The organism is Nitratireductor luteus (assembly GCF_026162365.1).
In the GTDB taxonomy this organism is placed as follows: Bacteria; Pseudomonadota; Alphaproteobacteria; order Rhizobiales; family Rhizobiaceae; genus Chelativorans; species Chelativorans luteus.
In genome coordinates this window covers 18,581-30,312 of sequence record NZ_JAOANW010000023.1, presented here as the reverse complement: position 1 = coordinate 30,312, position 11,732 = coordinate 18,581, and the positions used below count along the sequence as shown (strand labels likewise).

Below are 11,732 nucleotides of genomic sequence, written 5' to 3'. Positions count from 1 at the left end.
TTATTCGGGCAGCCGTGACCGCGCCTTCGAGGACGGTGTCGGCTTCGGCGGTCGGGCGGTGGAGGACTATCTGGTCGTCGACGCCTATTCCAGCTTTGAACTGCCTAGGGGTAAGCTGGACGTCGGTGTCGAGAATCTCTTCAATGCGGATTATGCGCCTGTCTATAGCCAGCTCCTGCGGAGCGGCAGCAACACCAGCCATCTGCCGGCGCCCGGAACGACCGTGAAGGCCGTCTATACGATGAATTGGTGAGCACAGAACGTATCCGACCGGAGCCGTTTCACTCCAGCCGGGCCACAGTGCTGATGGTCGTCAGCATGCCGGCGAACGCATCAGGATTGACCGCGTACCGCGCGTGCCGCATCGACGTCTCGAACCATGCCTGCGACATCGGTCAACACACTGTTGTTATTGACGCTATAGACTGGCACTTCGCTCCAACCGTCCGGTTGGTTGCAACGGCTCACATGGTCGTGTCCATCTCAACGGATGACTTGAGGTCACGGTAGCTGTCCGATATTTGGTAAGTCAATCTGAGGGCCTTCGTGTCCCCTGGGGTTCCAATCGGTCCTTCTGTAACCGCCGGCCGAGCGGTCTTGCGCGAACCTGCCGTCGACACGCCATCCGCCTCGTTCTTGGCGCCGCGTCTCGGCCGAGCACCCCATTGCACCCCACATCAAGTCGCCGCTGGCCGATAACCATTTGGAAAAACACGCGTTTATGGACAGGCACTAGTGGCTTACCATCCAAGGTCGGGCCGCGGGGAAGGCCTTGGATCCGTCCGGTCGAGTGAGGGTTCGAGATGATGGCTTGGCGGAGCAACAAGAGCATCCAGGGCCGTGCCCCGCTTGGGTGCTCTTCGGGCTCGCTGCCGAGCGCTCGTTGGTGGCGTGTGCTGTCCGCATGCCAGGGTCCATGAGGGCGAAGTTGGGTGTGCGCAGGATGACACGGGGGGCGGATGCGCCGCAATCGGGGCAGTCGCAGGGCTCGGCCGAAGCGGCCATGGGGCGGAGCGCGGTGAAGACACCGCACTCCGCGCATTCGTAGTCGTAAAAGGGCATGGCAAGCCGCCTCAGAGATCGTGCGCCAAGGGCACGGATACGGAACCGTCGAGGAACTTCGTCGGCCCGTCGCTGCCCGGCATGATCTCGAACTCGAAGATATCGGTCGGGAGCCACAGCGTGGCGCACGCGTTCGGTATGTCGACCACGCCGGAGATATGGCCCTGCACGGGTGCTGTGCCGAGGATGGCGTAGGCCTGGGCGCGCGAATAGCCGAACTTTGTCAGATATTCGATGGCGTTGAGGCAGGCCTGGCGGTAGGCGATGTGTACGTCGAGATAATGCTGCTTGCCGGCTTCGTCGACCGAGATGCCCTCGAAGATGAGGTAATCGTCGTATTTCGGCGTGATGGGCGAGGGGCGGAAGATCGGGTTCCTGATGCCGTATTTGGCCATGCCGTCTTTGAGCAGCGAGACCTTGATGTGCAGCCAGCCGGCCATCTCGATGGCGCCGCAGAAGGTGATCTCGCCGTCGCCCTGGGAGAAGTGGAGATCGCCCATGGAGAGCCCGGCCCCGTCCACATAGACGGGGAAGTAGATCTTGGAGCCGCGGCTCAAATCCTTGATGTCGCAGTTGCCGCCGTGTTCGCGCGGCGGCACGGTGCGCGCGCCCTCGGCGGCGGCCTTGTCGCGCGCTTCGCCCTTGAGCTTGCCCATATGGGCGGACTTGTCGCCATTAGGCAGCGTGGCAAGCGCTGGCACGCGCTCGGGGTCGGTATCGAACAGCGCTTTCTCGCGCGTGTTCCACATCTCCAGCATCTTCCTGTCCGGCAGGCAGCCGATGAGGCCCGGATGGATGAGGCCAGCATATTTCACCCCCGGCACGTGGCGCGAGGAGGTGAACATGCCGTGGAAATCCCAGATGGATTTCTGTGCCTCGGGGAAATGCTCGGTCAGGAAGCCGCCGCCGTTCTTCTTGGAGAAGAAGCCGTTGAAACCCCACAGCGAATTCTCGAAGGCGCCGATATCGAGGATATCGACCACCAGGAGATCACCCGGTTCCGCACCCTTGACGCCGATCGGCCCTGACAGGAAATGGACCTGGTTCAAGTCCACGTCGCGCACGTCGGAAGCGTCGTCGTCATTCTTGATCTGACCGCCCGTCCAGTCATGCGTCTCGACACGGAAATCGTCGCCCGGTTCGACCCAGCAGGCCATGGGGATGTCGGGATGCCAGCGGTTGTGGATTTTCTCGTTTTCATAGGGCGAAGTCGCGAGATCGACCTTGATCAATGTGTCGGGCATGGGTGGCTCCTCTCTTGTGATTGGTTGAACGGCTCAGACGGATAGGAAGGATGCGACATTCTTCTCGTCGATCCCTTCCCGCGGGCTCTCGTGGACGAACGCACCGTTCTCGATGACGAGCACCCGGTCGGCGATGTCGAGGGCGAAGCTCAGGACCTGTTCGGAGACGACGATGGAGAGGCCCCGCGCATCGCGGATCCGGCGCAGCGTGCGCGCCATCTCCTTGATGATGGAGGGCTGGATGCCCTCCGTGGGCTCGTCAAGCAGCAGCACCTTGGGGCGTGAGGCGAGGGCGCGAGCGATTGCCAGCTGTTGCTGCTGGCCGCCCGAAAGGTTGCCGCCGCGCCGCCCCTTCATTTCGAGCAGCATGGGGAACAGCTCGTAGATGTCACCGGGGACAGTATTTTCGCCGGCGACGGCCAGCCCCGTCTCGATGTTCTCCTTCACCGTCATGGTGGAGAAGATCATGCGGCCCTGCGGGACATAGGAGAGACCGTTGGCCACGCGCTCGTAGCTTTCCGTCCCCTCGATCGCTGCGCCGTCGACGCTGATGCCGCCCGACTGCGCGGGCACCATGCCGATGAGCGACTTCATGAGCGTAGTCTTGCCCATGCCGTTGCGGCCCATGATGGCGACGATCTCGCCGGGTTGGACGCCGAAAGAGACGGAGTGAATAACCTCGCTCTGGCCGTAGGAGACGGAAAGGTTGTCGACGCTCAGCATTTTCTAGTGCCCCAGATAGACTTCGATGACCTTCGGGTCGTGCTGGACATGGTCCATCGAACCCTCCGACAGCACCTTGCCCTGGTGCATGACCGTGACGCGGTGGGCGATGTCCTGGACGAATTTCATGTCGTGCTCGATGACGATCACGGAATGGCCCTTGATGATCTGGTGGAGCAGTTCTGCCGTTTTCACGCGCTCCGACACGCTCATGCCGGCCACCGGTTCGTCGAGCATCAGGAGCTCCGGGCTCTGGATCAGAAGCATGCCGATCTCCAGCCATTGCTTCTGACCGTGGCTCAGGATTGCCGCCTGCGTGTCGAGTTGGTCCTTTAGGAAGATCGTTTCCGCGATCTCCTCGACCCGTTCGATAACCTGCGCATCCCGCCTGAAGGCCAGCGCGCCGAACACGCCGCGCCCGCGCGGGAAGGAGAGCTCCAGGTTCTCGAAGACCGTCAAATCCTCGTAGATGGACGGGTTCTGGAATTTACGGCCGACGCCGGCATGGACGATCTGGTGCTCCTTCATGCGCGTCAATTCCTGATCGCGAAAGCGGATCGAGCCTTCGGTCGCTCTGGTGCGTCCGCAGATCAGGTCGAGTACGGTCGTCTTGCCGGCACCGTTGGGGCCGATGATGACGCGGATCTCGTTCTCGTCCACGTAGAAGGAGAGGCCGTTGACCGCCTTGAAGCCGTCGAAGGAGACGGTGAGCCCTTCGACCGAGAGCAGGAAGTCCTTGGGCGCGGGGCTGGCCGGAGCCGTGTTTGCCTGTTGCATGAATGAGCCTCCTATTCGGCCGCGAGCTTGGCTGGCTCCGCGGCCGTCGTCGTTTCCCGTGCCGCCACGACCGGCTTCCGCAGGAGCCGCGCCACAAGCGGCTCGACATGGGAACGGAAGAGGCCGGCAAGCCCGTTGGGGAAGGTCATGACGACCGCGATGAAGAGCCCGCCCATCGCAAAGAGCCACAATTCCGGGAAAGTCTCGGAAAAGCTGGTCTTCGCCCAGTTGACGATAAGCGCACCGTAGACCGCGCCGAAGAGCGACAGCCGCCCGCCGACCGCTGCGAAAATGACCATCTCGATCGACGGCACGATGCCCACGAATGAGGGAGACATGAAGCCTACCTGCAGCGTGAACATGGCCCCGCCGATGGCCGAGAAGGCGGCTGCCAGGCAGAAGATGAACATCTTGAAGTTGGCCACGTCATAGCCGGAGAAGCGTACCCGGTCCTCCTTGTCGCGCATGGCGATGAGGAGGCGGCCGAACTTCGACACACGCACCATCTGGCCGACCAGGAGGACGGCGATCAGGAGGGCGGCGTTGACGAAGTAGAGGATGACCTTGGCGCCGTCGGTCCGGATATCCCAGCCAAGCAGCGTACGCAGGTCGGTGATGCCGTTGACGCCGCCCGTATAGCCCTGCTGGCCGACGATCAGAATGGTGAGGATGGCTGCGAACGCCTGCGTGATGATGGCGAAATAGACGCCGCCCACCCGCCTTTTGAACATGGCCGCGCCGATGATCCAGGCAAAGATGACGGGCACTACGACAACCGCAACGAGGGTGAAGGGGAACGACTTGAACGGGACCCACCAGAAGGGAAGCTCGGTCACCTGGTTCCAGTCCATGAAGTCGGGGATGCCGGGGGTGGACTGAATGGCCGTATTTTCCGGGCTGGAGGCTTCCAGCTTCAGGAACATCGCCATGCAGTAGCCGCCAAGCCCGAAGAAGATTCCCTGTCCGAGGCTGAGGATCCCGCCATGACCCCAGCACAGAACGAGGCCGACGGCCACGAAGGCATAGGTCAGATATTTGCCGACGAGGTTGAGGCGGAAGATGTCCATCGTGGCGGGGAAGACGATGAGGATGAGGGCGGAAAGGATGGCGAGTGCGATCCATTCGCGCCGGGAGTAAAGGGTGATGTTCATGGCGTTTCTCCCGTCAGCGGCGCATCTTGAGCGTGAAGAGGCCTTCCGGCCGCAGCATGAGGATGCCGACGACGGTCAGAAGCGTGAGCACCTTGGCCATGGAGCCCGACATGAAGAACTCCATCGTCGACTGCGCCTGGGAGATGGTGAAGGCTGAGGCGATCGTGCCGATGAGGCTCGCAGCACCGCCGAAGACGACGACGAGAAAGGTGTCGACAATGTAGAGCTGGCCGGCCGTCGGCCCGGTGGAGCCGATCATGGTGAAGGCGGAGCCGGCCACGCCCGCCACGCCGCATCCAAGACCGAAAGTCAGGCGGTCGACCTTCTTGGTGTTGATCCCGACGGCACCCGCCATGGGGCGGTTCTGCACCACCGCGCGCACCTGCTTGCCCCAGCGGGAGCGGAACATCAGCAGGAAGACGGCGAGCGAGATCAGTATGGTCAGCGCCATCACGAAAAGGCCGTTGATGGGCACCTCGATGATGTCGGTGAGCGGGAAGGAGCCCATCATCCAGTCCGGCAGGCTGACGCCGACCTCGCGGGCGCCGAACACGGAGCGGTAGAGCTGCTGCAGGATAAGGCTCAGCCCCCAAGTGGCAAGCAGCGTGTCGAGCGGGCGCTTGTAGAGATGCCTGATCAGCGCCCATTCGACGAGGATGCCGAGCGCGCCGGAGGCCACGAAGGCGAGCGCCATGGCGATGAAGAAGTAGATGGGAAAGAGCGCGGGTACGTATGCCGTCACGAATTGCGAGCAAAGCCATGTGACATAGGCGCCGAGGATCATGAACTCGCCATGCGCCATGTTGATGACGCCCATCTGGCCGAAGATGACGGCAAGCCCCAGCGCCATCAGCACGAAGACGGAAAAGAGGATCAGCCCGGCGAAGCCCTGCATCGCCAGGATGGAGCTGAATTCGACAAGCGTGTAGTCGCCGATCATGGTAGCCTCGTGCAGACGGGAAGTGACGGTGGAGCGGCTGAGCCGGAGCCCCTCCGGACGATTTGCCGGAGGGGCCGGTCGCAAGGCTTATTGGTAGCCCTCGGGGAAGGGCTCTGGCTCCACGAGGTCCTCGGTCTCGTAGACGACCTCGTACTGTCCGTCGTCGAGCGCGTGGCCGACGCGCGTCTTCGACCACAGATGGTGGTTCTCGTGGATGCGCACATAGCCTTCCGGCGCCTTGGCGAACTCGATACCGGGCGAGGCTTCGCGCACTTTGTCGATGTCGAAGCTGCCGGCCTTCTCGACCGCCATCTTCCAGAGCCAGGGCCCGAGGTAGGCGGCCTGCGTGACGTCGCCGATGACGATGTCATCGCCCCACATCTCCTTGAAGGCTTTGACGAACTCGACATTGTTGTCGTTCGGCAGACTCTGGAAATATTTCATGCAGGCATAGGCGCCGACGATGTTCTCGCCGCCGATGCCCAGGATCTCGTCCTCCGTCACCGAGATAGTGAGAAGCAGCGGCTTCTCCTTGGTCATGTCGATGCCGGCGGCCTTCAGCTGCTTGTAGAAGGCGACATTGGAACCACCGACTACGATGGCGTAGATGACGTCGGGCTTCCTGAGCTTGATCTTGTTGATTACCGAGTTGAACTGAGTGTGGCCGAGTGGGTAGTACTCCTCGCCCACCACCTCCAACCCCAGCTTCTCGATATGCTTGCGGGCGATTTTGTTGGAGGTGCGCGGCCAGATATAGTCGGAGCCCAGCAGATAGAAGCTCTTGGCGCCCTTGTTGCTCACCACCCAGTCGATGCCGGCGATGATCTGCTGCGTGGCTTCCTGGCCGGTGTAGATGACGTTGGGCGACTGCTCCAGGCCCTCATAGAAGGTGGGGTAGTAGAGCATGCCGTTATACTGCTCGAAGACCGGCAAGACCGCCTTGCGCGAGGCGGACGTCCAGCATCCCATGACCGAGGCGACCTTGTCCTGCACGAGCAACTTTTTCGCCTTCTCGGCAAAGGTCGGCCAGTCGGATGCCCCGTCCTCCTGGATGAAGTCGATCTGCCGGCCCAGCACGCCGCCCGCATCGTTGATCTGCTTGATGGCCAGCTTTTCCGCCTGCACCGAGCCGGTCTCCGAGATCGACATCGTGCCGGTGACCGAGTGGAGTATGCCGACCGTCACCTTATCGTCGGTTACGGCCAGGCCCGTGGTGTTCACCACGGCCGTCGGATAATCGGCCGCGCTCACTTTCGTTCCCAGTATGCCCATGAAGGGCAGGGCGCTCATGCCGGCTAGAACCCGCCTGCGCGTGGCGATGGGTGATTTCCGAGGGGTGTCGTCGCTCATCATGCTTGTGCCTCGCTGCCTGATCTGAACTGCTGGCCTGTCGCCAACTGCCGCAATTTTGGGCATTTAAGGCGGCTGCCTATCAACGGGGCATTTGACGTATTCCCGAGGTGCATTTTTCCCCCTAAGCTAAGGAAAATAACGAAGGGGAACTCCGCGCACCGGTTCCGGTACGGAAAACGGCCCAGGCGCTTCGGCCAGTGTGCCGGCCGCGCCGGCGAACGCGCGGGCAGGGCAGGGACGCTTAAGAGGGCATCGGGTTCGTGTGTGTGGAGTGAGCCGATGCTTTTGAGTTGCTGGGGGTCGAGGCGGGCATGACAGCGGGTTTCAAGGTCACCCGTGTGCGCCGCACCTACAACATCTGGGTGGCAAATCAGACGCTCGAGGATTTCGCCCTGCGCTTCACAGCCACGAAGGTCCGGCGCTGGTCGGCCTGGCGCATCGCCAACACGGCCATCGGCGCTGTCTCCTTCCTGGCGCTCGAAGCCATCGGCGGAACGCTGACGCTCAATTACGGGTTCGAGACCACCTTATGGGCGGTGCTGACGAGCTGTTTCGTCATGTTCCTCCTTGGCATCCCGATCTCCTACAACTCAGCCAAATACGGTGTCGACATCGACCTTCTGACGCGCGGGGCCGGTTTCGGCTATCTGGGCTCCACCGTCACCTCGCTAATCTATGCCAGCTTCACCTTCATCTTCTTTTCGATCGAAGCTGCGATCATGGCGACGGCGCTCGAATTGTGTTTCGGTATCCCGCTTGCCGCGGGCTATGTGGTCAGCGCGCTGCTCGTCATCCCGCTGGTCATCCACGGCATCACCTTCATCAATCGCTTCCAGGCCTGGACACAGCCCTTCTGGGTCGTCCTGCAGCTCCTGCCATTCGTCTATATCGCCGCGCAAAGCCTGCCCTCGGTGCGCGAGTGGACCGGATATACGGGCCTTCACGGGCCGGTGGGCGGCACGTTTTCGCTCGCCATGTTCGGTGCGGCCTCGGCGGTTGTCTTTTCCGTGGTGGCGCAGATCGGCGAGCAGGTGGATTATCTGCGTTTCCTGCCGCGCAAGCAGCACGCCAACCGCTTTGCCTGGTGGAGCGCATTGCTTGCGGCTGGTCCCGGCTGGATCGTCGTCGGGGCGCTGAAAATGCTCGCGGGCTCCTTCCTCGCCTATTATGCCTTCCAGAGCGGCGTCGCCTTCCACGACGCGGCCGAGCCGACGCGCATGTATCTTGCTGTTTTCCAGCGGATGGTGGCGAGCCCCGAGCTTGCCCTGGGGCTAACGGGCGTCTTCATCGTGCTCTGTCAGGTGAAGATCAACGTCACCAACACCTATGCCGGCTCCATCGCCTGGTCGAACTTCTTCTCCCGCCTTACCCACAGCCATCCCGGCCGTGTGGTGTGGGTGGTGTTCAACGTGGTGATCGGCCTGCTTCTGATGCAGTTCGGCATCTACAAGGCGCTGGAGCAGATATTGGGGCTCTACGCCATCATCGCCGGTGCATGGCTCGCGGCTATTGTAGCGGACCTGACCATCAACAAGCCGCTCGGCCTGTCGCCGCGCCATATCGAGTTCAAGCGCGCTCATCTTTACGATATCAACCCGGTCGGCTTCGGCGCGGCTGCAATCGCCATCCTCCTGGCGTTGATGTCCTATCTGGGCCTGTTTGGCGCAATCGCCGCCGCACTCTATGCCCACGTCGCCATAGCGGCCGCCTTCCTGTTTGCGCCCCTCATCGCGTTCGTCACCGGCGGGCGCTACTATCTGGCGCGCACCTCGCGCTTGCCGTCAGGCGGTACCACCACCCAGTGCTGCATATGCGAGCACAGCTTCGAGCCGGAGGATATGGCCAGCTGCCCGATCTATGCCGGTCCCATCTGCTCTCTATGCTGTTCGCTCGACGCGCGCTGCGGCGACCGCTGCAAGGAAGGAGCACGCTTCTCCGACCAGCTCAGCGGTTTCGCCCGTGCCGTCTTTCCATCCCGCGTTGCCGAGCTCATCAGTTCGCGCATCGGCACCTATCTCGGCATATTGCTGACGGTGACGGCGCTGATCGCGCTCGTCTTGTGGGTGGTCTACTACCAGTCGACGATCGGCGGCAGCCTACCGCGCGATCTCGTCTTCCCCATGTTCCTGCGGCTCTTCGCCATCATCTTCGTCATCGCCGCCATCATGGTGTGGCTCTTCGTGCTGGCGCATGAGAGCCGCGTCTTTGCCGAGGATGAGGCGCGGCGCCATACGACCCTCCTGATGGAGGAGATCGAGGCGCACGGGGAGACGGATCGGCAGCTCCAGAAAGCCAAGGAAGCGGCTGAATCCGCCAATCTTGCAAAGAGCAAATATATTGTAGGATTAAGCCACGAGTTGCGCACACCGCTCAACTCCATCCTTGGCTATGCGCAACTGCTGGATCGGCACAACCCGACGCCGGAGATCGTCACCAATGCGGCCCGCACCATCAAGCGCTCCGGCGAGCATCTGGCGGGGCTGATCGAGGGGCTGCTCGACATTTCCAAGATCGAAGCGGGGCGTCTGCAGATCTACCGGGACAAGACGGCGCTGCGCCCCTATCTTGACCAGCTTGTCGGCATGTTCTCCCTCCAGGCGCAGGAGCAAGGTATCGGCTTCGTGTTCGAGCCGGGTTCCTACATTCCCGAATATGTCTATACGGACGAGAAGAGGCTGCGGCAGATTCTGATCAATCTGCTCTCCAATGCGGTCAAGTTCACGGAGCGCGGCCAGGTCTCCTTCCGCGTGACCTATCGCAGCCAGATCGCCACCTTCGAGATCGAGGATACGGGCGTCGGCATCGCAGCCGAAGACATCGAGCGCATCTTCCTGCCCTTCGAGAGGATCGACAATGCCAGCGGCGCCGGCCCGCCCGGAACCGGTCTGGGCCTGACGATCACCAAGCTCCTCGTGGAGATCATGGGCGGCGAGCTCAGCGTGAATTCGCAGCCGGGGTTGGGCACGACGTTCACCGTGCGGCTGATGCTGAGCGCGGCCACGCGGCCCGACGAGCAGAAGCTGCCGGCAACGGCCATCGCCGGCGTCAAAGGCGATACGATCAAGGTGCTGATCGCCGACGACGATCCGGCCCAGCGCGCCCTTGTCGACGACATACTGCAACCGCTGGGCTTTAAGGTGACGACCGTACCAGATGGCGCAGCCTGCCTCAGCGTGCTTGCCGAGGCGCGGCCCGACATCCTGCTGCTGGACGTGGCCATGCCCGGCGCGTCGGGGTGGCAGGTGGCGCAAACCGTGCGTGACCGTCTCTATCCGCAATTGCCGATCATCATCATCTCAGCCGATGCGGGCAATGAGCGAAATCTGCCTGAATACCGCCGGTTGCACGACGGCTACCTCATCAAGCCGTTCAGCGTCGACGATCTCATGGAGCAACTCGGCTCAACGCTCCGCATCGAGTGGACGTATCATGAGCGGCAGGTAGCAGAGAACAGCGAGGACATCTGATGCATGGAGACCTGCATGGCCACGCGTTCGCGAAAGGAGCGAGAGGGATGGGATTGAATGCCGCTCCATCTTCCCCGCCAGTCGTGCTTGTGGTCGACGATTCGCCGGAGACGCTTGGCATGCTCACCGATGCTCTCGGATTGGAGGGCATGAAGGTGGTGGTCGCCGAAAGCGGGCGCGCGGCGCTGAGCCTTGCGCGCGAAATCGGCCCGGACATCATCCTCATGGATGCCAAGATGCCCGGCATCGACGGTTTCGAGACCTGTCGCATCCTCAAGACCGAGATGGGCATGGCCGACATCCCGGTCATCTTCATGACCGGGTTCGGCGATAGCGAGCACGTGGTCAACGCGCTTGCCTCCGGCGGGGTGGACTTTGTGGTTAAGCCGGTGCCAATTGTCGAGCTTCTGGCGCGTATGCGGGTGCATCTGGCCAATGCGCGCCGCGCTCGCTCGGCCCGCGAGGCGCTCGACAGCACGGGCCGGCGCATCGTCGTCACCGACGAGAAGGGCACGATCCTGTGGGCAACGCCGCAGGCGAGCGAACTGCTTCTGAAATGCGGCATCTCCGTCGAGGAAGGAAGCCGCTTGCCATGGGAGCTGGCCGACTGGCTCTTGTCCCAGAAGCCCGGTCGGGCCGAGCCTCATATTCTTGCCCGCAATGGAAAGCACGTCGAATGCCGCATCGCGGGTGAGGCCGGGGTCGCAGAACGCCTCATCCGCCTGGTAGACCGCGACGCCGGCACGGACGAGGAGCGGCTTGCCGCCGCCTTCGATCTTTCCATGCGCGTCGCCGAGGTCCTGCTGTGGATCACGCACGGAAAATCGAACAAGGAGATCGCCGAAATCCTCGATCTCTCCCCGCGCACGGTGAACAAGCACCTGGAGCAGATATTCAACAAGCTCGGCGTGGAGAACCGCACGGCCGCCGCGACCATGTCGGTGCGCGTGCTGTGGGACGGATAGAGCGCGCCGGTTCCCGGGGCACTGCGCGGGTTGCCCGCTGCCGGAGGCCG

General features: G+C 62.5%; 10 protein-coding genes. 3 read left to right on the top strand and 7 right to left on the bottom strand.

What is annotated here, in order from left to right; genetic code table 11:
- A partial coding sequence (locus N1058_RS22985) for a TonB-dependent receptor (RefSeq protein ID WP_265519917.1) occupies positions 1 to 253 on the top strand: 253 nt, incomplete at its 5' end.
- 479 nt (positions 254 to 732) lie between these two features.
- On the opposite strand, the gene N1058_RS22980 is transcribed toward N1058_RS22985, so the two are convergent.
- The 7 genes from N1058_RS22980 to urtA form a co-directional block, all read right to left on the bottom strand.
- Positions 733 to 1,062 carry an FmdB family zinc ribbon protein gene (locus N1058_RS22980; RefSeq protein WP_265519916.1) on the bottom strand — a complete coding sequence of 110 codons (330 nt, stop codon included), beginning with the start codon at positions 1,060 to 1,062 and terminating at the stop codon, positions 733 to 735.
- A gap of 11 nt (positions 1,063 to 1,073) precedes the next feature.
- Positions 1,074 to 2,306: a formamidase gene (fmdA, locus tag N1058_RS22975; RefSeq protein WP_265519915.1), complete on the bottom strand. Its 1,233-nt coding sequence runs from the start codon at positions 2,304 to 2,306 to the stop codon at positions 1,074 to 1,076.
- A gap of 33 nt (positions 2,307 to 2,339) precedes the next feature.
- The gene (gene urtE, locus N1058_RS22970; RefSeq protein ID WP_265519914.1) at positions 2,340 to 3,029 is read right to left on the bottom strand and encodes an urea ABC transporter ATP-binding subunit UrtE; all 690 of its coding nucleotides are present in this window, start codon (positions 3,027 to 3,029) and stop codon (positions 2,340 to 2,342) included.
- A gap of 3 nt (positions 3,030 to 3,032) precedes the next feature.
- Positions 3,033 to 3,806: an urea ABC transporter ATP-binding protein UrtD gene (gene urtD / locus N1058_RS22965; protein ID WP_265519913.1), complete on the bottom strand. Its 774-nt coding sequence runs from the start codon at positions 3,804 to 3,806 to the stop codon at positions 3,033 to 3,035.
- Positions 3,807 to 3,817: 11 nt separating this feature from the next.
- Positions 3,818 to 4,957 carry an urea ABC transporter permease subunit UrtC gene (gene urtC / locus N1058_RS22960; RefSeq protein ID WP_265519912.1) on the bottom strand — a complete coding sequence of 380 codons (1,140 nt, stop codon included), beginning with the start codon at positions 4,955 to 4,957 and terminating at the stop codon, positions 3,818 to 3,820.
- A 13-nt stretch (positions 4,958 to 4,970) separates the two neighbouring features.
- Complete coding sequence (gene urtB / locus N1058_RS22955) at positions 4,971 to 5,897, bottom strand: urea ABC transporter permease subunit UrtB (protein ID WP_265519911.1); 927 nt, start codon at positions 5,895 to 5,897, stop codon at positions 4,971 to 4,973.
- A gap of 87 nt (positions 5,898 to 5,984) precedes the next feature.
- A complete protein-coding gene (gene urtA, locus N1058_RS22950; protein ID WP_420848035.1) occupies positions 5,985 to 7,187 on the bottom strand; it encodes an urea ABC transporter substrate-binding protein in 1,203 nt (400 codons plus the stop codon).
- Between the two features lie 374 nt (positions 7,188 to 7,561).
- Between urtA and N1058_RS22945 the strand changes: the two genes are divergently transcribed.
- Both N1058_RS22945 and N1058_RS22940 read left to right on the top strand, forming a co-directional pair.
- Complete coding sequence (locus N1058_RS22945) at positions 7,562 to 10,717, top strand: ATP-binding protein (RefSeq protein WP_265519910.1); 3,156 nt, start codon at positions 7,562 to 7,564, stop codon at positions 10,715 to 10,717.
- A gap of 47 nt (positions 10,718 to 10,764) precedes the next feature.
- The gene (locus N1058_RS22940) at positions 10,765 to 11,682 is read left to right on the top strand and encodes a response regulator transcription factor (protein WP_265519909.1); all 918 of its coding nucleotides are present in this window, start codon (positions 10,765 to 10,767) and stop codon (positions 11,680 to 11,682) included.
- The last annotated feature ends 50 nt before the right edge of the window (positions 11,683 to 11,732 follow it).

Excerpts from the sequence above, each read along its gene's own strand:
- N1058_RS22980 (WP_265519916.1), bottom strand. The coding sequence starts at position 1,062 with ATGCCCTTTTACGACTACGAATGCGCGGAGTGCGGTGTCTTCACCGCG.
- fmdA (WP_265519915.1), bottom strand. The coding sequence starts at position 2,306 with ATGCCCGACACATTGATCAAGGTCGATCTCGCGACTTCGCCCTATGAA.
- urtE (WP_265519914.1), bottom strand. The coding sequence starts at position 3,029 with ATGCTGAGCGTCGACAACCTTTCCGTCTCCTACGGCCAGAGCGAGGTT.
- urtD (WP_265519913.1), bottom strand. The coding sequence starts at position 3,806 with ATGCAACAGGCAAACACGGCTCCGGCCAGCCCCGCGCCCAAGGACTTC.
- urtC (WP_265519912.1), bottom strand. The coding sequence starts at position 4,957 with ATGAACATCACCCTTTACTCCCGGCGCGAATGGATCGCACTCGCCATC.
- urtB (WP_265519911.1), bottom strand. The coding sequence starts at position 5,897 with ATGATCGGCGACTACACGCTTGTCGAATTCAGCTCCATCCTGGCGATG.
- urtA (WP_420848035.1), bottom strand. The coding sequence starts at position 7,187 with ATGAGCGCCCTGCCCTTCATGGGCATACTGGGAACGAAAGTGAGCGCG.
- N1058_RS22945 (WP_265519910.1), top strand. The coding sequence starts at position 7,562 with ATGACAGCGGGTTTCAAGGTCACCCGTGTGCGCCGCACCTACAACATC.
- N1058_RS22940 (WP_265519909.1), top strand. The coding sequence starts at position 10,765 with ATGGGATTGAATGCCGCTCCATCTTCCCCGCCAGTCGTGCTTGTGGTC.